The organism is Pseudobutyrivibrio ruminis HUN009 (assembly GCF_000703005.1).
Taxonomy (GTDB): Bacteria; Bacillota; Clostridia; order Lachnospirales; family Lachnospiraceae; genus Pseudobutyrivibrio; species Pseudobutyrivibrio ruminis_A.
Map to the genome: position 1 here is coordinate 1,157,396 of NZ_JNLH01000001.1, position 24,017 is coordinate 1,181,412.

The 24,017-nt window shown below is 37.7% G+C and carries 23 protein-coding genes; 20 read left to right on the forward strand and 3 right to left on the reverse strand.

The window, feature by feature from the left end:
* The first annotated feature begins 9 nt into the window (after nt 1-9).
* The 5 genes from BO15_RS0105195 (at nt 10) to BO15_RS0105220 (ending at nt 5,139) form a co-directional block, all read left to right on the forward strand.
* Nucleotides 10-714 (forward strand): ABC transporter ATP-binding protein, encoded by a 705-nt coding sequence (locus BO15_RS0105195; protein ID WP_033152994.1) that lies wholly within the window; start codon nt 10-12, stop codon nt 712-714.
* Between the two features lie 12 nt (nt 715-726).
* Entirely contained in the window at nt 727-1,347 is a 621-nt protein-coding gene (locus BO15_RS0105200; RefSeq protein ID WP_033152996.1) for an AAA family ATPase, read from the forward strand.
* A gap of 137 nt (nt 1,348-1,484) precedes the next feature.
* The gene (locus tag BO15_RS0105205; RefSeq protein WP_033152997.1) at nt 1,485-2,141 is read left to right on the forward strand and encodes an HAD family hydrolase; all 657 of its coding nucleotides are present in this window, start codon (nt 1,485-1,487) and stop codon (nt 2,139-2,141) included.
* Nucleotides 2,142-2,158: 17 nt separating this feature from the next.
* Nucleotides 2,159-4,633 (forward strand): endonuclease MutS2, encoded by a 2,475-nt coding sequence (locus tag BO15_RS12860; protein WP_036978861.1) that lies wholly within the window; start codon nt 2,159-2,161, stop codon nt 4,631-4,633.
* A gap of 92 nt (nt 4,634-4,725) precedes the next feature.
* Entirely contained in the window at nt 4,726-5,139 is a 414-nt protein-coding gene (locus BO15_RS0105220) for a hypothetical protein (RefSeq protein ID WP_033152999.1), read from the forward strand.
* A 34-nt stretch (nt 5,140-5,173) separates the two neighbouring features.
* Here the strand turns inward: BO15_RS0105220 and BO15_RS0105225 are convergent, their stop codons facing one another.
* Nucleotides 5,174-7,216: a beta-galactosidase gene (locus BO15_RS0105225; RefSeq protein WP_033153001.1), complete on the reverse strand. Its 2,043-nt coding sequence runs from the start codon at nt 7,214-7,216 to the stop codon at nt 5,174-5,176.
* A gap of 177 nt (nt 7,217-7,393) precedes the next feature.
* Between BO15_RS0105225 and BO15_RS0105230 the strand changes: the two genes are divergently transcribed.
* The 3 genes from BO15_RS0105230 (at nt 7,394) to BO15_RS13860 (ending at nt 9,961) form a co-directional block, all read left to right on the forward strand.
* Nucleotides 7,394-8,344 carry a 3'-5' exoribonuclease YhaM family protein gene (locus BO15_RS0105230; RefSeq protein ID WP_033153003.1) on the forward strand — a complete coding sequence of 317 codons (951 nt, stop codon included), beginning with the start codon at nt 7,394-7,396 and terminating at the stop codon, nt 8,342-8,344.
* Nucleotides 8,344-9,729 carry a 23S rRNA (uracil(1939)-C(5))-methyltransferase RlmD gene (gene rlmD, locus BO15_RS0105235; protein WP_033153005.1) on the forward strand — a complete coding sequence of 462 codons (1,386 nt, stop codon included), beginning with the start codon at nt 8,344-8,346 and terminating at the stop codon, nt 9,727-9,729. The genes BO15_RS0105230 and rlmD overlap by 1 nt, the downstream gene beginning before the upstream one ends.
* Nucleotides 9,730-9,835: 106 nt before the next feature.
* The gene (locus BO15_RS13860) at nt 9,836-9,961 is read left to right on the forward strand and encodes a hypothetical protein (RefSeq protein WP_256377526.1); all 126 of its coding nucleotides are present in this window, start codon (nt 9,836-9,838) and stop codon (nt 9,959-9,961) included.
* 34 nt (nt 9,962-9,995) lie between these two features.
* Here the strand turns inward: BO15_RS13860 and BO15_RS0105240 are convergent, their stop codons facing one another.
* Together BO15_RS0105240 and BO15_RS0105245 are read right to left on the reverse strand one after the other, a co-directional pair.
* Nucleotides 9,996-10,388, reverse strand: a complete 393-nt coding sequence (locus BO15_RS0105240) for a pyridoxamine 5'-phosphate oxidase family protein (protein WP_033153006.1) — start codon at nt 10,386-10,388, stop codon at nt 9,996-9,998.
* 67 nt (nt 10,389-10,455) lie between these two features.
* Nucleotides 10,456-11,184, reverse strand: coding sequence for a CPBP family intramembrane glutamic endopeptidase (locus BO15_RS0105245; RefSeq protein WP_033153008.1), 729 nt, complete (start codon nt 11,182-11,184; stop codon nt 10,456-10,458).
* Between the two features lie 173 nt (nt 11,185-11,357).
* Between BO15_RS0105245 and BO15_RS13085 the strand changes: the two genes are divergently transcribed.
* The 12 genes from BO15_RS13085 to BO15_RS13105 all read left to right on the forward strand — a co-directional run bounded on the left by BO15_RS13085 (nt 11,358) and on the right by BO15_RS13105 (nt 23,902).
* The gene (locus BO15_RS13085; protein ID WP_052169781.1) at nt 11,358-12,545 is read left to right on the forward strand and encodes a hypothetical protein; all 1,188 of its coding nucleotides are present in this window, start codon (nt 11,358-11,360) and stop codon (nt 12,543-12,545) included.
* Nucleotides 12,546-12,740: 195 nt separating this feature from the next.
* Nucleotides 12,741-13,442: a response regulator transcription factor gene (locus BO15_RS0105255; protein ID WP_033154711.1), complete on the forward strand. Its 702-nt coding sequence runs from the start codon at nt 12,741-12,743 to the stop codon at nt 13,440-13,442.
* 18 nt (nt 13,443-13,460) lie between these two features.
* Nucleotides 13,461-15,911: a sensor histidine kinase gene (locus BO15_RS13090; protein WP_052169782.1), complete on the forward strand. Its 2,451-nt coding sequence runs from the start codon at nt 13,461-13,463 to the stop codon at nt 15,909-15,911.
* Nucleotides 15,912-15,989: 78 nt separating this feature from the next.
* On the forward strand, nt 15,990-16,625 hold the full coding sequence (locus BO15_RS0105265) for a hypothetical protein (protein WP_033153010.1): 636 nt from the start codon (nt 15,990-15,992) through the stop codon (nt 16,623-16,625).
* 86 nt (nt 16,626-16,711) lie between these two features.
* On the forward strand, nt 16,712-17,320 hold the full coding sequence (locus BO15_RS13095; RefSeq protein WP_052169783.1) for a hypothetical protein: 609 nt from the start codon (nt 16,712-16,714) through the stop codon (nt 17,318-17,320).
* A gap of 255 nt (nt 17,321-17,575) precedes the next feature.
* On the forward strand, nt 17,576-17,935 hold the full coding sequence (locus BO15_RS0105275; protein ID WP_033153011.1) for a type II toxin-antitoxin system RelE/ParE family toxin: 360 nt from the start codon (nt 17,576-17,578) through the stop codon (nt 17,933-17,935).
* Nucleotides 17,932-18,198, forward strand: coding sequence for a helix-turn-helix domain-containing protein (locus BO15_RS0105280; RefSeq protein WP_033153013.1), 267 nt, complete (start codon nt 17,932-17,934; stop codon nt 18,196-18,198). Before BO15_RS0105275 ends, BO15_RS0105280 begins: the two co-directional genes overlap by 4 nt.
* 532 nt (nt 18,199-18,730) lie before the next feature.
* Complete coding sequence (locus tag BO15_RS13100; protein WP_052169784.1) at nt 18,731-20,251, forward strand: Ig-like domain-containing protein; 1,521 nt, start codon at nt 18,731-18,733, stop codon at nt 20,249-20,251.
* Nucleotides 20,252-20,410: 159 nt separating this feature from the next.
* Entirely contained in the window at nt 20,411-21,202 is a 792-nt protein-coding gene (locus BO15_RS0105290; RefSeq protein ID WP_167541209.1) for a class B sortase, read from the forward strand.
* A gap of 606 nt (nt 21,203-21,808) precedes the next feature.
* A complete protein-coding gene (locus tag BO15_RS0105295) occupies nt 21,809-22,189 on the forward strand; it encodes a plasmid mobilization protein (RefSeq protein WP_033153015.1) in 381 nt (126 codons plus the stop codon).
* Nucleotides 22,138-23,202, forward strand: coding sequence for a relaxase/mobilization nuclease domain-containing protein (locus BO15_RS12865; protein WP_081828565.1), 1,065 nt, complete (start codon nt 22,138-22,140; stop codon nt 23,200-23,202). The genes BO15_RS0105295 and BO15_RS12865 overlap by 52 nt, the downstream gene beginning before the upstream one ends.
* A complete protein-coding gene (locus BO15_RS13105; RefSeq protein ID WP_157752321.1) occupies nt 23,168-23,902 on the forward strand; it encodes a hypothetical protein in 735 nt (244 codons plus the stop codon). The genes BO15_RS12865 and BO15_RS13105 overlap by 35 nt, the downstream gene beginning before the upstream one ends.
* Nucleotides 23,903-24,017: the final 115 nt, after the last annotated feature.

A 24,017-nucleotide genomic window follows, 5' to 3' on the forward strand; every position in this document is an offset into this window, starting at 1 on the left:
GGTTTACATATGTTAAAGGTTGAAGATTTAGTTGTTAATTACGGTGTGATTCAAGCACTAAAGGGCATTAGCTTTGAAGTAAATGAAGGAGAGGTAATCGCCCTTATTGGAGCAAATGGCGCTGGTAAGACAACAACACTACAAACAATTTCAGGAATGCTTACTCCGACATCAGGAAAAGTACTGTTGGAAGGTACAGATATTACCAAGGTTCCAGGCCATAAAATAGTGTCTATGGGAATGGCTCACGTGCCTGAAGGACGTAGAGTTTTTGCGGGATTAACAGTACTTGAAAACTTGAAAATGGGAGCATATACTAGAAGTAACAAGAGTGAGATTGCAGATGCATTTGAGCGAGTTTACGAGAGCTTCCCAAGGCTTAAGGAACGTCAAAATCAGCTGGCAGGAACACTATCAGGTGGTGAGCAGCAGATGCTTGCTATGGGACGCGCCTTGATGAGCCAGCCACGTATAGTTTTGATGGACGAGCCTTCAATGGGACTTTCGCCAATCTATGTTGAAGAAATATTCAATATCATAGAATCTATCTCAAAGGCGGGCACCACAGTACTTTTAGTAGAGCAGAACGCTAAAAAAGCTCTTGCTATTGCGGACAGGGCGTATGTCCTTGAAACAGGCAATATAGTACTTTCTGGTGATGCAACAACTCTTCTAAATGACAACTCCATAAAGAAAGCTTATTTAGGTGAGTAGGGGGTACATCACATGGATGACAAAAAACTAGTTATCACAATCGCTAGAAGCTATGGCTCAGGAGGCTTGACTCTGGCAAAGAAGCTGGGAAAGGAATTGGGGATTCCTGTATACGACAGAGAAATTCTTCGTATGGCTTCAGATCAAAGTGGTATTAACGAGGAGATGTTCGGACAGGTTGATGAGCATGTTAGAAAGATTTTCATGTCAGCAAAGGGCAAATACAAAGGCATGCCATTGACACCTGAGTATGCAGCATTTACTTCTGACGACAATCTTTTCGAACTGACGGCGGATGTTATCAAACGTATAGCTAACACAAGCAGTTGCATTTTCGTTGGTAGATGCGCAGATTATATCTTAAAGGATAGACCATATGTATTATCGCTTTTCTTCTATGCATCCGAGGACGATTGTTTGGAACGACTTCACAAGCAGGTTAGTGGAACGGACGAAGAGCTTATAAAGCGCATGCATGACATCGACAAACATCGCGCAGATTACTATCGTTACTACACAGGTCATGATTGGAATGATGCTAGAAACTACGATTTCTGTTTAGATACAGGAGTTATGGATTATGACAAATTAATCGAAGTAGTAAAGTCATACATCGATATTAAAAACAGATAAGATTAACTATAAAAGAGAGTTACTTTGGCAATCAAAGCAACTCTCTTTTAATGTGCTTTAAACCCTGTAATTCTTGCTTTTGCAGGTAGGCAGTGTTAAAGTCTTTTTGTTAAGATTATAGGATGAAGGATTCTTGTATGGAGAAAAAAATAAAGGCAGTTCTATTTGATTTAGATGGAACCCTTACAGATACAGAAAAATACTATCAGTCGGCATGGCCAGAGGCACTTAAGCATTTTGGATATGAGATGTCACCTGAGAAGCCACTTGAGCTTCGCTCCTTAGGAAGGCCATTCGTATTCGAAAAATTCAAGGAATGGTATGGCGAAGATGTAGACTATTGGGCAATTCGTGATTATCGCAAAGCCTTGGTAGAGGATATTTTAAAAGAAGAAGGAATCCCTTTAAAGCCAGGTGTTCATGAAACACTTTCATGGCTTAAGGAGCATAACATCTTTATTTCTCTTGTGACAGCAAATGATAAAGAGCGCGCCCATAGATATCTTAAAAAAATCGGATTGTTTGATTATTTCAACGCTATTATTTGCGCAGATATGGTGGAGAAAGGAAAGCCAGCGCCAGACATTTACGCCTATGCATGTAAAGAGCTGCAGGTGGACCCGGCAGAGACTTTTGCAGTAGAGGATTCTCCGAACGGTTGCATGAGTGCCTACAGAGCTGGATGTAATGTAATAATGATTCCAGATTTATCAGAGCCAGATGAAGAACTGCAAAAGATTTTATACGCAAGGCTGGATAGTTTAACGGATATGAAAGGCTTATTTGAAGCTTAATAATCAGGAGTAAATAAATGAATTTAAAAGTATTAAAGACCCTTGAATACGACAAAATAATAAATAGACTTTCTGAATTGGCTACATGTGAGGCAGGAAAGAAACGTTGTCTTGAGCTATTGCCAATCAACGATATAGAAGAAATCAAAATCATGCAGCAGGAGACAGCATGCGCTTTTAATCGTCTTGTGAAGTTCTCAGATGTTAGCGCCAGTGGCACCACAGATTTACGACCATCTCTTGCCAGATTAGAGCTTGGCTCAAGCCTTACCATTGAGGAGATTCTTGCGGTAGCTTCAGTTCTTGAGGTTACAAAAAGAGTTGCTACCTATGGCAAGCAGATGGAAGAGGAAGATGCATTAACATTCTATTTCAACGGTCTTTCACCAGAGGTGGCTATCTTAAATGAAATTAGAAGATGCATTATTGATGAAGAGACAATTGCTGATGATGCCAGCACAGCTTTGTATGATATTCGTATGGGAATGAAGAGAACAAATGACAAGATTAAGTCAGTTATGAATTCACTTCTTAACAATACAACTACTCGTGGCTATTTACAGGAGCCAGTTGTCACAGTACGTGGCGGCAGATTCTGCTTGCCAGTACGTTCAGATTTTAAATCAAGAGTTCCAGGAATGGTACACGACCAGTCATCTACAGGTTCCACATTCTTTATTGAGCCAATGCAGGCTGTTGATTTAAATAATGAGCTGAGAGAGTTACAGGTTCGTGAACAGGATGAAATTGCCCGCATTCTTGCAAATATCTCAAATAGAATTGCAGAATCATCAGAAGGTATCATCAGAAACTTTGAGCTTCTTACAGAAATCGATTTTATTCTTGCTAAGGGACGTTATGCAATCGAGCTTAACGCTAGCAATCCAGAATTTAACGAGGATGGAATAATTAATCTTAGAGGAGCAAGACATCCATTATTGGACCCTAAAAAGGTTGTAGCTACAGATATCAAGCTTGGTGAAGATTACAATCTCTTGCTTGTTACAGGGCCAAATACAGGTGGTAAGACAGTTTCGCTAAAGACATGTGGTCTTCTTACATTGATGGCCCAGGCTGGCCTTCACATTCCAGCAAAGGATAGAAGCCAGATTGCTGTTTTCGATGATGTATACGCAGATATTGGAGATGAGCAGTCAATTGAACAGTCCTTATCAACATTCTCATCTCATATGGTAAACATTGTCCACATTTTAGAAGCTATTAACAGTGGAAGCTATTCTCATGAGACAGAAGAAATGCTTGCTAAGACTCAAAAGGATTTGCATCATTCAAAGGTAATATATGGAACAAATCAGGAAGCAAAGGTTCCTCAGTTCTTAATTCTTATCGATGAGCTTTGTGCCGGAACAGATCCAAAGGAAGGTGCAGCTTTAGCCCAGTCTATTCTTGATAGATTACACACCTTGGATGTACGTACTATGGCTACTACTCACTACAGTGAGCTTAAGGTTTATGCTCTTTCGACAGAAGGAGTAGAGAATGCATCTTGTGAATTCTCACTTGAAACACTAAGCCCTACATATCATTTGATAATTGGTGTGCCGGGAAAATCCAACGCTTTTGCAATTTCATCAAAGCTTGGAATTCCACAGGATTTAATAGACGACGCCCAGAGCCGTCTTTCAGAGGATGATAGATCCTTTGAAGATTTGATGGTAGACCTGGAACAGAAGCGTCACCAGGTGGAGGAAGATGCGGCAAAGGCAGCTGCAGACTTAAAGGAAGCAGAAGCAAAGCTTGCTAATGCCACAGCAAAAGAGGAAAAGATTAAATCACAGCGTGAAGAGCTTATTCGTCAGGCTCACGAGGATGCAGCAGCAATCCTTCAGGAAGCGAAGGATATTGCAGACGAAACTATTCGTGACTTTAATAAATTTGGTAAGGGCGGCGGCAACATTTCCGCAATGGAAGCAAAACGTGCAGCCCTTGGTAAAGGTATTAATAAATCAAAGAGCAAAGCAAAAGAAAAGGTTGAGGTTCAGGAGAATCACAATGTGCCAACAAATCTTCATGTGGGAGATAAGGTAAAGGTATTGTCTATGAATCTAACTGGTAACGTATGCACTGCGCCTAATGCCAAAGGAGATGTTACTGTTCAGATGGGTATTATGAAATCTACAGTAAATATCAAAGATTTGGTACTTATCGAAGAGGAAGATAAATTCGTTCCAAAGAAGGGAACTAGAGTCAAGAATATGACTTACGGTGGTTTCAACAAAGCAGCATCTATTTCACCGGAAATCAATCTTCTTGGTTGTACAGTAGATGAAGGTATAGCGAAGCTTGAAAAATATCTTGATGATGCATATATCAGCCATCTTACATCTGTACGTGTTGTTCACGGAAAGGGAACTGGAGCTCTTAGAGCAGGTGTGCAGCAGTATCTTCGCAAGTGTAAAAACGTAGCAGAATTCCATCTTGGAGAGTTTGGCGAAGGTGATGCAGGTGTCACAATTGTAACGTTTAAGTAGTTCAAAAGATTTACTATATAATGCTAATCCTTGCAATTTTTCAACAATAGAAGTATATTATATAAAGTTGTCGAGAAATAAAGGGGAGCATTATGGAGACTAATAGAAAAGAATTATTAACAGATGATCATATAAATAGCCTTTTAAAACAGGCTGTATTTAAGAAATACCCACTTTTAATATTGGGTAATCTGACACAAAACACATACTATATGCTTACTAGTGAAAATTTCACATCCACTAAGTGTTGCGCTGCAGGAACCTTTGATGAATTAATAGAGTCGGGGTGTACCACCATCCATGATATGGATAAAGATTTATTCAAGAAAACATTTTCTAGAGAAAATCTTCTGAAGGAGCACGAGAAAGGTGCAGATAAGGTGGAAATCAGAGTTATTCAAGAAGGTGATGATGGTCAGCTTCGCAGAGTAGAAATAACAGATTTCTTTGTTGAGGATGAAGAAACAGATGATGTGTTAGTAGTGTCATTTAATCGAAATATGTAAAAATTAGGACTGGCTACATGAGCCAGTCCATTTTTTAATTCTTTATTACAGCTACGCCATATTTGTCTAGGTGCAGTTTTCCATCAACTGATGTACAAGAAATAAGTTCAAATCCATTTATCTTTGATATACATACTGGTTTGTCGGTACAGTTGAGATAGAAGTCATATCTAATATCATTAGCGAATCTAGTGTGTTTTTCGATTCCTGCTGGAAGCTTGCTATAAGGAATTTCAGCTCTATCAAGCATTTCACGATATAGGAATTCAATGTCATCTTGATTAGTACGACATGCTACGTAGTAAGCATATCCTTTTTTAAATTGATTTCTTGTAATGGCAGGAGTTCCAGCCATATAGTCGTTGTCATATCTTGCCAAAACATCTGCAGTTACATCTCTAAGTAATTCCTGGTAATCACGAACTGCAGCAGAGTGATATGTAAATCCTGTTTTATGTCTTATTCTAATATTTACAACATCCTCTGGATAAAGTGTATCGATTTCTTCAGAGCGAAGGCCAAAAATATTGTGAAGCCCATCACCTGGAAATCCTCCAAGCCAGTTCAAACAACTTTTATCAACATAGCCGGTAAAGTAGGTTGCCATGAATTGTCCACCTTCACCGATGAAATCAGCTATCTTATCCCCAATTCCATCGTGAAGAAGATAAAGCATTGGTGCACAAATAATTTTGTAATTTGACCAATCCATATCAGATGAAATAATATCAGGCTCAATTCCAAAACTCATAAATTCATTGTAGATTTCCATACAGGTCTTGTCGTAGTTCTTTGTATCTTTTGCAAGAGCCCAAGCATCATCTATGGCCCACCTGTTGTCCCAATCAAAAAGAATAGCCACTTTATTGTCTGAAACAGATCCTGTTATCTCTGATATGTGATTTAAATCATCACCAAGTGAAGCTACTTCCTTAAAAATTCTTGTGTCATTGGTACCAATATGGTCTATAACAGCACCGTGATATTGTTCGGAAGAACCTCTGCCCTTTCGAATCTGGAAGTACTGAACTGTATCCGAACCAGTTGCAACAGCCTGCATTGAAATAAGCTTATGTACCCCGGGACGACGATATTTGTTATATGGTCGCCAGTTAACTACACCAGGAGCGGACTCCATCATCATAAAAGGCTGACCTGGTTTCATGCTTCTAAACAAAGCATGATTGAAGCTTCGCTCAAGCATAGTATCTGCGTCGGATTGCCAGTTGTTGTGAAGCTCAGGATAGTTGTCCCAACTGATTACATCTATGAACTGACTCATATAGTGGTAGTCATAATCCATAAACATTTCCATAAAGTTTGTGGTAGTAGGTTCTGTCGCACCGTTTTCTCTTAAAGTATCTATTTCAAACTTCATGAAATCTGTAGCCGACCAGGTGTTAAATCTTTTCCAGTCTAGATTGAGGCCAAGCACGCAGTTCTCACCATTTGCATATGGTGGATCAATTTGATCAAAGCTATTGAATTTATGAGACCAGAATGTGGTCCACCAAGCCTTATTTAATTTTTCAATGTCATTATCATATCTATCTGCCAGCCATTCCTGAAATTTCTTGCGGCAAGTATCACAGTAGCAATATCCACCCAACTCATTTGAAATATGCCACATTAGAATGGCAGGATTTCCAGCAAAACGCTTTGCAAGAGCAGTATCAATGATGCGAACCTTCTCCCTATATTCTGGGGACTGCATACAATGATTGTGACGAAGCCCATGATGATTTCTTACACCCATTTCATCACATCGCATAGCAGATGGATATTTTTCATCAAGCCATGCAGGGCGAGCCCCAGATGGAGTGGCAAGTACTGTATAGATATTGTTGTTGTATAGTTTCTCAATGATAGCTGCAAGCCAGTCTAAATTGATGTTTCCTTCAGTGGGTTCGTGTACAGCCCAAGAGAAAACACCTAAAGTGACAGTATTAATATGGGCATCTCGCATGTAGGCAATATCTTTATCCAAAATATCTGGTCTATCAAGCCATTGTTCTGGATTGTAATCACCCCCGTGTAAAATCCCAGAAATCTTTGTAAAAAGCCTGTTTCTTTCCATATTTTCTTCTCCTTATACTAAAAAGAATAATATCATACGAAAAGTGCAAAAATGAATAAAAAAAAGAGAAATAATTTATATTTTCGACCATCCCATTCGCATTGATTATCGGGGGGCTATCACTTATAATTAAATACATCTTTTGTGGCAATTATTTGCCTTAGAATGGAGTAATAAATGAAATATATTAACACCCTCAAAGAGGGAGACAGAGGTACAGAGACATACTTATGTAAGAAGAAAACACTTGGTGTATCTAAGACTGGAAAGGCATTCGAATCACTTACTCTGTGTGATAAGACAGGCACTATTGATGCCAAGATTTGGGATGTAGATTCCGAAGGAATCAGCGATTATGATGAGCTTGATTTCATTACAGTTACCGGCGATATCACTAGCTGGAATGGTGCTTTACAGTTTAATATTAAAAGACTTCGCAAGGCTAATCCTGGCGAATTCGAAATATCTGATTATATCCCTTCTAGCAAGAAGGATATTGGTGAAATGTGGAGCGCTTTAATCAAGCTTATCAATTCAGTAAAGTCACCATATATGAAAGCATTACTTAACAAATACTTCGTTGAGGATAAAGAATTCATCGAGACATTTAAGGGACACTCAGCTGCTAAATCTGTTCATCACGGTTTCACAGGGGGCCTTTTAGAGCACACTCTTTCAGTTGCTACAAACTGTGATTACTTCAGCAATCAGTATCCATTTTTAGATAGAGATTTGCTTATCACTGCTGCTATTTTCCACGATATCGGAAAGGTACGTGAGCTTTCAGAATTCCCTAGAAACGACTACACAGATGAGGGACAGCTTCTAGGACACATCTTTGTTGGTGCCAATATGGTAGACAGGGCTATTGACGATATTCCTAATTTCCCAGAGGTAAAGCGTAAAGAGCTTATTCACTGTATTCTTTCTCACCACGGCGAGCTAGAGTTTGGTTCACCAAAGAAGCCAGCCATTGCAGAAGCTATCGCGCTTTCATTTGCAGATAATATTGATGCAAAGATGGAAACAATCTTCGAGGCCCTTGAAAATGTTGAGGAAAACAACCTTACATGGCAGGGATTCAATCGTTTATTGGATTCTAACATCCGTAGAACAGGAAAGAATTAATGAATAAGAATGATATTGTAAGACTTACAATTGAAGATATGTCCTTGGAGGGAGCAGGAATTGGTCACACTGATGGTGTGACCATTTTTGTGAAGGATGCCGTGGTTGGGGATGTATGTGACGTCATCATCACAAAGGTTAAAAAGACCTATTGTTTTGCTGCTCTTAAGGAAGTTGTGGAGGCCAGCCCATATCGAGTGCAGCCTGCTTGCTCCAATGCAAAACAATGCGGTGGCTGCCAAATCATGCAGGTTTCTTATGATAAACAGCTTGAAATCAAGGATAATATCGTAGCTAATAACCTTGTCAAAATCGGCGGATACGATAGAGAGTTTGTGGACTCTATACGTGAGCCTATTATCGGCATGACCGAGCCACTTCGCTATCGCAATAAGGCCCAGGTTCCAATCGGCCTTGATAAAGATGGTAATATTATTGCAGGCTTTTACGGAGCCAGAAGCCATAGAATTGTTCCATCAGATGATTGTAAGATTTGCTCAAAGAAGAGCATGGATATCGTATATGCGGTAATAGATTATATGAAGGAATGTGGTGTAGCTTCTTATGATGAGGCTACAGGTAAGGGATTAATTCGTCATGTGCTAGTTCGTGAAGGCAAGGCTACAGGTGAGACAATGGTATGTGTAGTAGTTAATGGAGATTCACTGCCTAAGGTAGATTCGCTGGTGGCTCATATCAAAACAGTAGAGTCAGAGCTTGCATCACTTGTGCTTAATGTTAACACTCGCCGTGACAATGTCATCATGGGATATGAGACAAAATCCTTATACGGCAAAGAAGCGATTCGCGATACAATCACCCTCACTAATGGTGATACTATCGCCTTTGACATCAGTGCCAATTCCTTCTATCAGGTGAATCACGACCAGATGGAAAGACTCTATAGTAAGGCACTTGAATATGCAGATTTGCACGGTACAGAGGAAGTATGGGATTTATATTGTGGCATCGGCACCATTTCTCTTTCCATGGCAAAGCGAGCAGGCCGTGTAATCGGTATCGAGGTAGTACCTCAGGCCATCGAAAACGCTAAGGCTAATGCAAAGTTAAATGGCCTTAGCAATGCAGAGTTCTATTGCGGCGAAGCGGAAGTAGTCCTTCCAGAGATTTATGAGAAGATGTCCCATCCAGATGTCATCATGGTAGACCCACCTCGCAAAGGCTGCGATGTAGTGGCTCTTGATACTATGATAAAAATGCAGCCATCTCGCATCGTTTACGTCAGCTGCGACAGCGCTACCCTAGCACGCGACCTCAAGCATCTAGAGGAGCATGGCTATCATTTAGAGAAATATACAGTGGTTGATCAATTCGGTCACACCATGCACACAGAGACGGTTGCAAAATTAGTTATGAAACGATAGATATTTCACAAAACCTCTTGATACATAACGCAAAAGAGATTATACTTCTCGTGATGTATATTTTATGGTGAATGCTAGAAGTCATCATAACAAAGGGAGAAGCGTAATGGCTTTATATATGTATGTTTGCTCAAAATGCAAAAAGAAGGTTTATTTGAATTTTAATGATGTGAAATTATATATTGCTGATGGCAGAAAGCATATCTGTCCAGAATGTAAGAAAAGCATGTAAAAAGGGAGGTTTGTACCTCCCTTTTATAGTATATTTAGAAATTGATTGTCTTTGGTGCAGCTGTGAATGATGAGATAGTAGCTGTAGCGTTCTTGAAGTAAAGAACCTCAGTGTTGTCATCTTCAGCAGAGTACTGAGCCTTTAAGTCAGGATAGTTATCAAGCATGTGAGCTTTAGCTTCTACACGGTCATCTCTTACAAGCTCTCCACAGATACGAATCCACTGTCCATCCTTGAAAGCACAGATTTCAACCTTAGGATTAGCCTGAATCTGCTTTGAAACATCTTTAGACTTTCCTGTCTGGATGTAAAGCTTATCTTCGAAAATTTCAATTGTGCCGAATGGGCGAACTCTTGGCTGGTCACCTTCTACTGTTGCAAGGTAGTAAATACCAGCATCTTTTAAAAACTGACAAACTTCTTTCATGAAAATATCCTCCTTATGGAATGAATTGTACACAATCTATTATAGATAAATGCTTGTATATTTTCAATTAAAAAGAAAAGGTTATCTTTTGTAGCTGTAAAGTGAAAAGTAACTGCCCTAGGATAATATGAACCAGCATGCAAACCCAAAGGTTTTTAGTACGACGATAAATGTAATTCATAAATAAAACAAATAGAATTGTCAGCGCTATCATCGGAAAACCGTAGGTGTAATGCATAGCACCAAAGAATAGTGCTACAACAGAAACAGATTTGTGCTTTCTGTGATTACCTACTAACAGTGTACGCATTCCGTCATAACCCATGACATTCATGCAATACTCCTGCCAAAAGGCAGTGAAAGGATATAGCATTGTGTTAGTTGTGATTTTGCCTGGCATTAATCGGTCGATATAAAAGAATGGCTGACATCGCTTAAGCATAATTGGATTCAGCTGAAGTATTGCAAACTTTAATAGAATCATTAATCCACCGAAGAAGGCGCAAACCAGAAAGCCTCTGGTAATAGCGTTCCAGATTTTTGCCTTGTTTACTTTTAGTGGTTCAATCAGAAAATCTGTAGGTACTTTTCTTACCAGCGGCACCAGCGTGCCAATCGCTAGAATCAGACCAACATAGTTTCCAATTCGATAGATGGAAGTTGATTCATAAAAATAATCGATGGCTGAATTAATAATGATATACAGCGACATGTAAGTCAGATACGCAATAATGAGATATTCAGAATATTGCTTTTTGGGATCGATTCCAGATTTTGAAATTACCTTATTGTCCATAACGTGAGCCCCTTTAATACATTATAAAAATATTTTATCACATTTTTTAGCATTAGAACTATAAATTGTCAGTTTTTTATCCGATATAGAATAAGAAGACTAGGCACATGGATGTGCAACAGTTTTCGGCGTTTGGCACTTTTATATTCTTTATTTGTGGAAAGGAGTCCGCTATGAAGATTGAAAACAGCCATGTAAACATGGCATCTCAACACAATTCTTATTCTTACACCCATATTGAAACCGTTACAATTGAACAGAGAGCGAATGTGGATACGCTTGGTGCGATTGTTGAGTTATCAAAAGATGGGGAAAAATCATTAAAAGAATCACTAGAAGAGTATCAGAAAACTGAAAAGGAACAGGAAAAGGAAAGACAACAAAAGAATCTTCAAAGTATGATTAACCAAATGGCTGAGCATGATAAGCAGATTCGAGAGGCTAATGCTCAAATGTCCCAGTGGGATTTCGAAGATTTGCAAATTAGTCTTGTGAAGAAGATTCTTGATCTTCTCAATGGAAAAACAAGCCCTAACGACAAAAAGTTGTCTGATCAAATGCGAGCCTTCAATGATTGGCAACGAAATGTATTTTCAAAATGCGAAGTGGATGGAGTTAAGTTTAGTGTAAATGGCGCGCAGCAGAATACACTGGATTTATCGTCAGGTGGCAGAACTTCCACCCAGGTATGGCAGCGTATTACAGCAACATCGGGTTCTCATTTGGAGTATGAAAATACGGGATTTAAGAGTACGGGGACAGTGCAGACTTCTGATGGCCGCACCATAGATTTTAATGTGGAAGTAATGTTAGGCCGCAGCTTGTCTCAAAAGATTGATTCCATATCAGAAGAGACGTACACAAGAATTCTTACAGACCCTCTTGTAATAAACATGGATACAAACGCCACAGCAATATCTGATCAAAAGTTTATGTTTGATATTGATTCAGATGGAAAGGAAGACGACATTTCTTTTGTTGGACAGGGAAGTGGCTTCTTGGCTTTGGATAAAAATGAGGATGGCAAGATTAATGACGGTTCAGAATTGTTTGGAACAAAGTCCGGTGATGGCTTCAGAGATTTGTCAGAATATGATGAAGACAGAAATGGCTGGATAGATGAAAATGATTCCGTCTTCAGCAAGCTTAAGGTATGGACTAAAGATTCAGAAGGCAATGATAAGCTTTTGAATCTGAAACAGGCTGATGTGGGAGCCATTTACCTTGGTAATATAGATACTGAATTTTCATATAAGAATGTGGCTGGTCAGACCGATGCAGTTCTTAGAAAATCAGGCATCTATTTGAAGGAGAGCACGGGAGCTGCGGGAACTGTAGCCCATGTTGATTTGTCGTTGTAGTATTAGTATTTAGAAGTGCCATAATATGAGTTTTGAACTAGGAGTCTTAGGTAAAGGCTCCTAGTTTTTTATTTTAATCTTTTTCTTAAACAAATCTTAATAATTTACCCCATTGGAACTTAAGATAATATACAATAATATATATTTGTGATTAATCATAGGAGGCCGAAAGGTCCAAACAATATGGGAGATAAAATGAACAAAATTCTAATATGTGATGATGAACCAGATATCATTTCAGCGTTAAAAATCTATCTTGTAAGTGAAGGTTTTGAAGTGATTAGTGCTTCAAATGGAAAGGAAGCAGTAGATGCCATCAAAGCTCAGACTGATATTAAGTTGATTCTTATGGATGTGATGATGCCGGTCATGGATGGCATAGCAGCTATGGCAGAAATAAGAACATTTTCCAATGTGCCAATCATCATGCTTACTGCCAAAAGCGAAGATGCTGATAAGGTCATGGGGCTAACAATAGGCGCTGACGATTATGTAACAAAGCCTTTTAATCCAGTAGAGCTGATGGCTAGAGTTAAATCTCAGATTAGAAGATACACGCTACTTGGTGCATCAACAGGAAGTGATACAGACACCGCTAGTATCCTTCAAATTGGTGGCATCGAGCTAAATGATAAATCCAAAGAGGTTACATTAGATGGCAATCTGGTAAATCTCACTCCACTAGAATTCGATATTTTAAAACTTCTTATGACACATAAGGGGGAAGTTCTCTCACCACGCGACATTTATGAGAAGGTTTGGAATGATACAGTGCTTGGCGCAGAAAGCACTGTGGCTGTTCATATCCGCCATCTCAGGGAAAAATTAGAATATGACAGTGCCAACCCAAGATACCTAAAGGCTGTCTGGGGGCACGGATATAAGATTGATGACTAGCTCATCAGGAGGATGATTATGAAACGACTATACAGTAATGCAAGTAAGATACTTCTTGCAGTGGGATGCACTATTTTTGCATTTATTTGCGTTTTATCACTGGTGATATGCGCATTCTTCCAAAGCTGGAAGTTATATTCGAATGATAAAGAAGCATTTTCAGATTTTGCTTATAGATACGCGGGCACAAGCTATGCCACTTTAGCTCTTTCTGATAATCAGGATGACTTTAGTAAAGACAAGCTAGATGAAATGAATTGCTATTATGGCATCATCAAGGGGACAAATGCTGAAAACATTGATCTTGATGATGAATCTTTGTATTTATATAAAAATTTCACCACAACTGTTCCAGATAATGCTTATGTAGGAGATTACAGCATTAATCCAGATACAGAATTTGTGCTTAGTGATAATTTCCTGGACATATGGGGTGGCAATCAGATTATTGATGTAAATACTACTGAATGGAAAACTTATGATATCAATGGTATTGGCTATGATCCTATAAGTCAGAACATGTACGTATATAGCAACGGTGAGTTTTACAAGCTTAGTGAGTCATGCTATGACATCGGTACAGTTGATTATGCCGATGAAGAATCGAAATCAGAATATTTGAATTCATCTGTGAATATTATTTACAGAAAAATTTGGGAAGCCAATAAACCGGATGTGGTAGATTCTTTGCCGGCAGAACGTGCTCTGCCTAATGCTCCTGTAGAAAATACAGATGGTTTGTATATTGAAGATACCCAGTTTTCTCCAATCACAGATAGTATAGAAGATTTTGCTGTAAATATTTATGTGGACGGGTACGGAGAAGAAGCACCAATGGGTGAATATATTGCTGACTTTTCTACTATACATAACACACTTTCAGAAATATATTATGAAGCATATTTAAAAACTGCTTCTACAGTTGAGATTGCAACTTTAAATCCCGAAACAGAGAATTATGTTTTTGTATGCTTCCCTAAAGATACATTTAATGGAGTAAATGATTTCTATGCACAGGCTAAATGGTTCATCGGATTTGCCGAGGATACAAAATACGTATTTCCGATAGTAGCAATCATTTCATTCATACTATCAATTGCATGTTATATTTTGTATATGAGTGCCATTGGTCATAAAAAAGATTCCGATGAAATTAGCGTTAATTGGATTGGTAAGGTTTGGACTGATGTATTTTTCTGGTGCGCTATTATTACGGAATATATTATTTTTGCAATATCCTATTGGCTTGTAGAAACAATGAGAGATAGCAATTTATCTCTTGGAATGTCTATATTTATGTTTGGAATAGTTACAGCGACTATGATGACAGTAGGACTTTTATGGTCTGCAAACTTAGCGGTAAATGTAAAGCTACATCGATTCTTCAAGCATACATTTGCCTACAAAATTATCGTCTGGGGGAAGGGGCGGCTTGCTATCCTTCAGCAACAGTCAATAAAGATTCGTAATAATATTAAATGGACTAGAAGAATTTGGTTTATCTTTATCGTAATTACGATAATTGAATATTTTATAATTATGATGTCATATGATAGAGGAATTGCTCCTTTCTGGGCGCTTGAAAAAATAGCTTTTACTATAGCACTTCATAAATTGCTATATAGCTATGCCAAAATAAAGGAGACAGCCACAGCCCTTGCGGCAGGAGATTTATCAGCTAAGGTCGATTTAAATGGAATGCCTTTGTTTTTGGCAGAGCACGCCATAGCAATGAATCAAATTGGTGATGGTATCAATGTAGCTCTTGATGAGCGAACAAAAAGCGAGAGAATGAAGACCGAACTTATCACAAATGTCTCTCACGACATTAAGACTCCTCTTACATCTATCATTAACTATGTGGACTTGCTCAACAAAGAAAAGATTGATAATGAAAAGGCAAAGGAATATTTAGGAGTCCTTAGTCGCCAGTCAGCCCGTTTAAAAAAGCTAATAGAAGATTTAATAGAAGCATCAAAAGCATCTACGGGAAATATTACATTTACCATGGAAAAAATAAATGCTGTTGTTCTTTTAAATCAATCGATAGGTGAATTTAGCGAAAGACTAGAAGCTGGCAAGATTACAGTGGTAACAGATTTTCCAGCAGATGACATCTTCCTTATGGCGGACAATCGATATCTTTGGAGAGTTTTTGATAACCTTATGTCCAACATCGTGAAATATGCGCAACCGGATACAAGAGCGTATATTGATTTGAAGAGAGTAGAAGGCAAAGTCAGATTTAGCTTTAGAAACACATCAAAAAATGAGTTAAACATTTCAGCAGATGAGCTTATGGAACGTTTTGTTCGTGGTGACAAGTCTCGTTTTACAGATGGAAATGGCCTAGGCCTTTCAATTGCAAAGAGCTTAACAGAATCTATGGGAGGCACATTATCCCTTGAGATTGATGGAGATTTGTTTAAAGCAATAGTTGAATTTGACGAGCTTAAAACAGAAGAATAAAAATAATAAACTTAACCTGTTAATTTGTGGCAAAACCTATCCGATATAATATGTGGAGAATGAAAAAGGAGGGTTTTGATGAGTACGATTAATAATTCATATGAGTATTATCAGAGTAGTCAAGGTCTGCTTTCAATGTTAAATAGTAAAAAAAGTGGAAATGCTCTTATTGACCAAATCATTTCAAACAATGATTTGAAATTCCAGCGCAAGATGGAATCTATGGGGCTTTCATCTAACAGCTCCAACAGCAAATACAAAAATGTTGATAAGGCTGCTACAAATCTTTTAGATGCTCTTTCAAAGCTTGATGATAAATCTTTATATGAGGCAGAGTCAGGAAAAGAATACGACAATGCTGAATTATTAAAAGGTGTTACTAATTTTGTAACAGCTTACAACAGCACTGTTACAAATCTGACTTCATGTGGCGGTACATTATACAATACATTCCAATCAGAGTTCTTGGAGGCTTATAAAGCAAAGGCTGAGGATTTTGCAAATATTGGAATTACAATGAGCAGCGATAACAAGCTTGTAATCGACCAGGAAAAGCTCGCAGCAGCAAAGCCAGAGGATATCAAGACTCTTCTTGGTAGTACCTCTTCATATTACAAAAACATTGCTAGCACAGTTGATTCTATTGACACAATAGTCAATAAGGCTATGGCACTAAGCTCAGGAACTTATAGTTCGAGTGGCTTGATGCTTTAAACGATATTAAGGATATCAAAAGGTTCATGGATGAAATAACAATCATTCATGAACCTTATTTTATTAGTAAGATTTAGGAGAAAGCTATGGAGATTTCGTTTGATTTAGGAACTATGAGTTTCAAAAATAATAGTATAGAGGGGCAAACGGTATCAGCACATTTGACGAATGTGGTTAGAAAATTACAGGAGGAAGCCTCTGATTCAAATAGCAAGGAAGATTCCAAACTAATGGAAAAAATTCAGGCCAAAATAAAAAGCGGAAAAAAGCTTACAAAAAAAGAAGAGTCATATTTGAAAGAACATAATCCAGAACTCTATCAGCAATATCTTAGGATAAGAAGAATGGCTGAAAACTTGGAGCATCAGCTGAAGACTGCTCAGTCTAAAGAAGAGGTTAACGATATTATTTTCTTTGCTTACAACAGTATTTCAGATAAAGATGAATATAAAACAGCTATAATTGCAGCCTTGGATGAAGTGGTAAGGGAATTCAAAAAGACAGATGCATATGCTAGTTTGCCTAGCAATAATGATGAAATAGAAGAGGTAAGAAAATCTAATAGAAACAAGGGCGAGGGCTTGGATGCCGAGGATGAAAATGCTAGTATAGGGGAAGATGATTTTGATGTTATGGCATGGTCTCCTTTACAAGAAGTAATAGATTCTATGCCGACTCTGGATTTACAGTCTTAGCGGAGGATAATAATGACTAAAATACTTTTTGTTTGCCATGGTTTTATATTATAGGTTTTTTCTGAAACCCTGTAATATCAAGCTTGAGGGGCATAATGAATAATACTTTATACCAGGTTTATACCTGTATATTTATGGATAAAAATATTTTTGTGGAGGGGCTTTTCTTTAGCAATAAATAATTGACAACTGATAATTTATAAGTTATCATATTTTTAGATAACGAATAAGTTATCATTAGGAAGAGGAATAATATTGTACGAAATAATCTTTTACGAGGATAAGGATGGTAAATCACAAGTATATGACTTTATTCGTGAATTAACATCTAAAAAGGGAAAGGATGCACGAATTAACGCAAACAAAGTGAATGATTATATTCAATCATTAGCAACCTATGGTACATATATAGGAGAACCTGTTTGCAAGCATCTGGATGGAGAAATATGGGAATTAAGGCCGCTAAGTAATAGAATTTTATTTGCAGCATTGGTAAATGGAAGATTCATTTTATTACACCAGTTTCCCAAGAAAACACAGAAGACACCAAAGCGCGAGATAGAGCAGGCAAAGCGAGAGTTGGCGGATTATTTGGAGAGGAATGAACAGATATGAGTAAAACATGGAATGAAGTAAGAAGCGAATTATTTACACCTGAAGAAATTGCGGAAAGTGATTTAAGGGTTGCTCTTATGGGCGAGTTAGTTAAAGCTCGTAAGGAACAAGGAATATCGCAGCGTAAATTAGAAGAACTAAGTGGTGTTAAGCAGCCTGTTATAGCAAGAATCGAAAATGGAAGTAGCAATCCGCAGCTTGAAACTATTATTAAGTTGTTAGCAGCATTGGGTAAGACTTTAGCGGTTGTTCCTATGAAATAGTGTGAATAGAATAGTGGATATGGAATGGACTACTGTATAATGCGGTAGTCTTTTTGTTTGTAAATAATATTTTATAATTTGTTATTGTGTATACAATTAAAAACGGCTAAAATAAAAATGTGGATTATGAAAAATGTTTTTTGGGAAGGACTTGAACGGGGATGAGTTATGAGGCAAGCTTGTTGACAAGACAAGACAAGACAAGACAAAACAAGACAAGACAAGACAAGACAAGACAAGACAAGACAAGACAAGACAAGACAAGATTAGGTTTATTGCGCCTAATTATATAAATATTGATTTATTAAGTTCGAAAATAAGCTGTGGTAAAACATGGTTACAATTTTCGGACTTTTTTTGTTGTGTAAAGGTAAGAGATGGCTGAATGATGGGTGAAAATATGGTTGGGAGTAATTGATGTAATAAGAGTTTCATATATGGTAATTGTTAAGAAAATGCAGAAGTTTTAGCATTTTTGAAGATACATATACGAATAGCTAAAAATGTGAATTATGAAAGGGGATATTAGCTTATGAGATTAAAGAAAAAAATATTGGGCATTATAGTTTGCTTTGCGCTAGTGTTGAGCTTGATGCCAGGGATGGGTATGACTGCGCATGCGGATAATACCGAGACACTGCTGACCACCATTATAGCCAAAAATACAACAACCTACGATGAAACGGAAGCAGGAGTCGTTATAGTTTCACATAATAATGACGATTATACTGATGGCTTAGGATGGCTGTGGAATGCTGCTGCTGGTACTCTGAAAGTTACAGGCCGTGAAGGGTACACTTTCACCAAAGTTATATTCAAACAAGCTTCTCGTTCTGTCGCAGTTGCAAGTGAGCCATTTGAACTTCATTTTGTTGAAGATACCTATCATGGGAAGTATATGTGTGAAGAAAATAATGATATGAATGGCGTCACATCGATCGAGGTTTATGGATATGCTACTCAAACCACTGTTGCGGTTACGGACGTATCTCTTAATAAAAATTCTACTGCTCTGACTGTAGGAGATACAGAAACACTGACAGCAACAGTTAGCCCGGATGGTGCTTCGAATAAGTCTGTTACATGGTCTAGTGATAATACAAGTGTTGCAACAGTTGATGCCAACGGTAAGGTAACTGCTGTTAGTTCAGGTACTGCAAACATAACAGCGACTACAACAGATGGAAGCAAGACGGCAACATGTGCGGTTACAGTAAATGCAACATCTTCAGGTGGAGATTCTTCTGACAGCGGAAACAGTGGCTCATCCGAGAGTGGTAGTACTTCAGGTGGTAGTACAGACAGTGGTTCCTCATCAGGTTCTTCTAGTAGTTCAAATACAAGCAGTGGAACATCAAGCAACTCAAGCTCAAGCACACCAGCTCCTGCAACAGTTCCATACGAAAATGTTGCAATTAGCACAGGTGCTGTAAATGACATCACAGGAACAGCTGCCGCAACAGCAGAGAAGAATCCTTTTGGAACAAAGATTGAAAACAATGATAACTTAACCACACTTTTATCTCTTACCCCAGAAGAGGTGGCACAGGGCGTTAATGTGTGGCTTGATATTCAGGATATGAGTGCTACAGTGCCTCAGGCTGATAAGGATTTGGTACAAAGTGCATCAAATGATTTTACAGTAGGTATGTATTTAGACATTAACCTTTTCAAAAAGGTTGGTGGTAATGCAGCCACAAAGATAACTGAAACAAATGGCACAGTAAAGGCAAGCATTCTTATTCCAGAAAGCCTGTGGAAGGCTGGCAGAAACTTTGAAATCATCCGTGTACATGATGGTGTACCAACAGTTATTTCAGGTACTTATGATGAGAACACCCACGTATTCACCTTTGAAACAGATAAGTTCTCAACATACGCACTAGCTTACAATGATTCAGCAGTGGCAGGCAGTACATCAAATAGCACTCAGTCTTCTGCACCAAGAACAGGAGACAATAATCATCTTGGAGTATGGTATTTGCTTCTAGCAGTTTCTCTTGGAGGTTTAGGATACCTTGGATATACAAAGAAGAAAAGAGTTAACAAATAAAACAGCATAAAAGGTAATCATTCAAATAGCTGTGCCCTATACGGCATAGCCATTTGTCCTGTAGGTGACATGATAAAAGACAGATTAGACTTATTAAAAAACAAAATAAAGTGGATATGTCAAAATATACTTAGTGGCAATAAAAAAGAAAAAATATCCTTGCTGCTTAGTGTAGTACTTGTAATATTAGCTATAGTCAGCATAACAAAAATAATCCAAATTCACGCTGCCGAAGCTAAGCAAGAGAAAGAAATCCAAGCCTTGCAGGAAGAATATATTTCCAACTCATCCGACAAGAATGAGTTGACTGATAAACCAGCTACTAGCTCTTCTGAAACAGATGAAGCCACAGAAGATGATCCTAATGTCTGGTATCATGACATTGATGTAGATTTAGCAGGTTTAAAAAAGCTGAACCCTGATATTGTGGGGTGGATTTATTTTGAAGGTGATGTAGGTATTAGCTATCCACTTCTTTACTCCGGGGATGATTATTATTTAAAGCATAATTACCAGAAAGAAGAAGAGTCGGCAGGCTCTATTTACATAGATAAGAATAACAATCCAGATTTAAGCGAGGCACATACCTTAATCTACGGTCATAATATGCGAAATCTATCTATGTTTGGAAAACTAAGATACTACAAGACAGACGAGGATTACTTAGATGACAACAAATATTTCCAGCTAATTACAGAGTCAGGTGCTTATCGCTATGAAATATTTGCCTATAAGGATGTTAGTACCCTCACTGGTGGCATCTATACCACATGGAAGTATGTGGATGATGATTTTAAGGAGTTTGTAGAGGATACTATATGTCAAGGTAGCTACGTGGATGCAGATATAGACGTTGATGATGAGACACATATTGTTACATTGTCTACTTGTTCCTATGATTCAGATGTGCGCTTTACGGTAAGCGCTGTGAGGGTAGATGAGCATGAGTAAAATCCACGAAAAGTAAATTATTTGAGATTGTCATGATTTTCCATTAATTGAAGTTAACGTAATGTTAAATTCAATTAATGGAATTTTTTTGTTCTTTTTTAGATTATAAGTTTTCCATTAATCCTGAATATCCTTCCGTTAATGTGGATTAATGGAAAGTGAATTTAGTAGCGGGATGTTGGTGGATTGTATTTATTTAGAAACAATTACTTTGAACTATACCAGTTTTAAAATTTTGGGCCCTTTTATTAATTAGAGGGGCGCGGAATATCGTTTCCCACTTAGTGGTTTTTGCTCGGATGTCTTATGAAATTGACTGTAGAAAAGATTTGTATGTTTTTCTTTTTCCATAAGACATCTTCGCTCAAACCACGCTGTAAAGCTGCTAACGCAAATGACTCGCTATCAGCGTAAGCAGGAAGATTTTAGGAATAGAGCGCTCGTCTATTTGCATTAGCAGCATTACAGCAAACCACTATCATACCCGCCAATGAATTGACGGATATGATAGGCAAGTTTCGCAATGTGGCAAGCCACATTGCAACTTGCCAGTGGGCTTCGCCCCCTTGGAACCCCTATCGCAGTTCATAGAAAGGAGTAAAAAATATGCGAAAGCGAAATCATGCAGTTTACATCCGCATGACTACTGATGAGTTTGAAAAGCTTCAAAGTAAAGTGAAACAATCAGGTCTATCAATGCAAGCATACATCATTCATGCAGCCTTAGAAGGCAAAGTATCTACTATTGAAGAAATCAATATTCTTCGTGAGCGTAGCAATCATTTAGAAGATATAGACAGGCAATTACGAGGAATAGGAACCAATGTAAATCAATTGGCTTATGTTGCCAATGGTCAAGGAGTTATACCATCTGCAATCAAATTAGCGGAGATATCACATGAGGTAACAAGCTTTAGAAATGAGGTGAGAAAGAATTGGCAATTAACAAGACAGTCAATTCATCAACAAAGAGTCATGGAGCCATGAGAAACTGTATTGAATATGTACTGAAGGAACAGAAGACCACGGATAGACTGATTGATATGACCGGACCAGCTCCCGATGAAATAACTTGGGACTCTGTTTATAGAGCATTTATAGACGAGAAAAAGCTATGGGATAAGGATAGTGGACGTATGTATGCACATAATATTATTTCATTTCACAAAGATGAAAAGATTACGCCTTTTCAAGCTTTTGATTTTGCTAAAGAATTTGTTTCCAAATGGTTTACCGGTTTTCAAACTCTCATATCGGTTCATCAGGACAAGGATCATGTACATGTTCATATGGTAACAAATACGGTCAGTTATATTGATGGTAAAAAACTTCACACAACTAGAGCAGATTTACAAAAAATGAAGAACTTAACTAATGACATGTGTATGGAACGTGGTTTTCATGTGCCCGAAAAGGGAAAGCATTTTGATGGGCAGGAATTTGAACTTGGAACTACTACCACATGGAGCAAAGATAAATATCATCTATTTGAGAATAACAAAGTAAAAAGCTATGTAGTTGATTGTTTATATGCTGTTATGAATGCAAAGCAAAATAGCTTTAGTAAAGCAGACTTTATTAGAGAAATGCTTAAAAGGGATTGGAATACAGTTTGGGAAGATAATAGGAAGAATATTACTTTTATTAACAGCAGAGGACAGAGGGTTAGAGCATCTAATCTTTCAAAGACATTTTCAATTGATATTAGTAAGGAGAGTTTGATTAGTGAATTTACTGGAAAATCTAGAGATAGAGAACAAAACAGAGATACCTCCATCACAAGAGGAGTTGGAGGCAACTATGGAATGGAACAAACAGCTGCTATCCATCAATCAGAGGCTACAATCGCAATTGGAAAAGCAGACAGAGTATATAAAGACTCTAAGCGACGTAGAGAAAATCTACGAGCAAAACAAGAACATGAAGTCAGAAATACAATCTTTGAAAATAATGTTAGACTCCAGCGTGAAAGAAAAAGAGAAATTGATTTCGACTTGTAATGCAAAGGTAAAGGAGATTACTGAGGTATATGAGGCTGATAATGAGTCTGCAAAAAAGAATAAAAGAAAATATGAAGCATTATTATCACAAGAGGAAGAATTAATTCAAAGTACTATTAATGAAAAAACTGAGGAAATAAAAAGACAATTAGAAGAGCAATCTCAGCTAGAAATTAAAAATAAAAAGAATCTTATGGATAAAAAATATAAATATATTGAGAATTTGAATGAGTGGGTATTGTTGTTTTGTTTAATATGGAGTGGTGTTCAGGCAATAGTAAATAAATGGATTAGAGCTGATTTAATAGAGATAGCTCTTATAGTAAGAAGACTCTTGGTAAATAGTTTTAGTTTCATAGTAAAAACAGGATATAGTGCTGGAAATATCATAAATGTTGGAGAGACTAATAGTAATATTGTCCTGCAAGGAGTGGTTCATGTAATAGTATGGATTGCTTTATTTATTATAGTTTATGGATTGCCATTATTTGTAATATTAAAGCTTCTAAAGATAGCTATAGAAACTATTGATGATGAAACAGCAAAAACATTAGCAATCGCAAATGTTGTAATGATTGGCTTTGCTACATTGATTAGATTTGAACCCAAATATAATCTTCTTGCAGGTTGGCTTTTAATTAAATTAGGCATAATTGGACTGAGACACTTATTTAAAAGAAAATTTCTTTGCAGCTCGTAATTATATCTATCAAATCTGAATAATCAAGGACTTCGCAAGTGCCCCTACGGGGCATCCTTGACCATCCAGATTAGATAGATACAGATTGAACAAGCAAAGAAAAGGAAAGGAGTAT

Excerpts from the sequence above, each read along its gene's own strand:
- BO15_RS13090 (WP_052169782.1), top strand. The coding sequence starts at position 13,461 with ATGAAACGACTATACAGTAATGCAAGTAAGATACTTCTTGCAGTGGGA.
- BO15_RS0105280 (WP_033153013.1), top strand. The coding sequence starts at position 17,932 with ATGAGTAAAACATGGAATGAAGTAAGAAGCGAATTATTTACACCTGAA.
- BO15_RS0105230 (WP_033153003.1), top strand. The coding sequence starts at position 7,394 with ATGAAATATATTAACACCCTCAAAGAGGGAGACAGAGGTACAGAGACA.
- BO15_RS0105205 (WP_033152997.1), top strand. The coding sequence starts at position 1,485 with ATGGAGAAAAAAATAAAGGCAGTTCTATTTGATTTAGATGGAACCCTT.
- BO15_RS0105200 (WP_033152996.1), top strand. The coding sequence starts at position 727 with ATGGATGACAAAAAACTAGTTATCACAATCGCTAGAAGCTATGGCTCA.
- BO15_RS13095 (WP_052169783.1), top strand. The coding sequence starts at position 16,712 with ATGGAGATTTCGTTTGATTTAGGAACTATGAGTTTCAAAAATAATAGT.
- BO15_RS0105240 (WP_033153006.1), bottom strand. The coding sequence starts at position 10,388 with ATGAAAGAAGTTTGTCAGTTTTTAAAAGATGCTGGTATTTACTACCTT.
- BO15_RS0105195 (WP_033152994.1), top strand. The coding sequence starts at position 10 with ATGTTAAAGGTTGAAGATTTAGTTGTTAATTACGGTGTGATTCAAGCA.
- rlmD (WP_033153005.1), top strand. The coding sequence starts at position 8,344 with ATGAATAAGAATGATATTGTAAGACTTACAATTGAAGATATGTCCTTG.
- BO15_RS13100 (WP_052169784.1), top strand. The coding sequence starts at position 18,731 with ATGAGATTAAAGAAAAAAATATTGGGCATTATAGTTTGCTTTGCGCTA.
- BO15_RS0105265 (WP_033153010.1), top strand. The coding sequence starts at position 15,990 with ATGAGTACGATTAATAATTCATATGAGTATTATCAGAGTAGTCAAGGT.
- BO15_RS0105255 (WP_033154711.1), top strand. The coding sequence starts at position 12,741 with ATGAACAAAATTCTAATATGTGATGATGAACCAGATATCATTTCAGCG.
- BO15_RS13085 (WP_052169781.1), top strand. The coding sequence starts at position 11,358 with ATGAAGATTGAAAACAGCCATGTAAACATGGCATCTCAACACAATTCT.
- BO15_RS13860 (WP_256377526.1), top strand. The coding sequence starts at position 9,836 with ATGGCTTTATATATGTATGTTTGCTCAAAATGCAAAAAGAAGGTTTAT.
- BO15_RS0105295 (WP_033153015.1), top strand. The coding sequence starts at position 21,809 with ATGCGAAAGCGAAATCATGCAGTTTACATCCGCATGACTACTGATGAG.
- BO15_RS0105225 (WP_033153001.1), bottom strand. The coding sequence starts at position 7,216 with ATGGAAAGAAACAGGCTTTTTACAAAGATTTCTGGGATTTTACACGGG.
- BO15_RS12860 (WP_036978861.1), top strand. The coding sequence starts at position 2,159 with ATGAATTTAAAAGTATTAAAGACCCTTGAATACGACAAAATAATAAAT.
- BO15_RS0105245 (WP_033153008.1), bottom strand. The coding sequence starts at position 11,184 with ATGGACAATAAGGTAATTTCAAAATCTGGAATCGATCCCAAAAAGCAA.
- BO15_RS0105220 (WP_033152999.1), top strand. The coding sequence starts at position 4,726 with ATGGAGACTAATAGAAAAGAATTATTAACAGATGATCATATAAATAGC.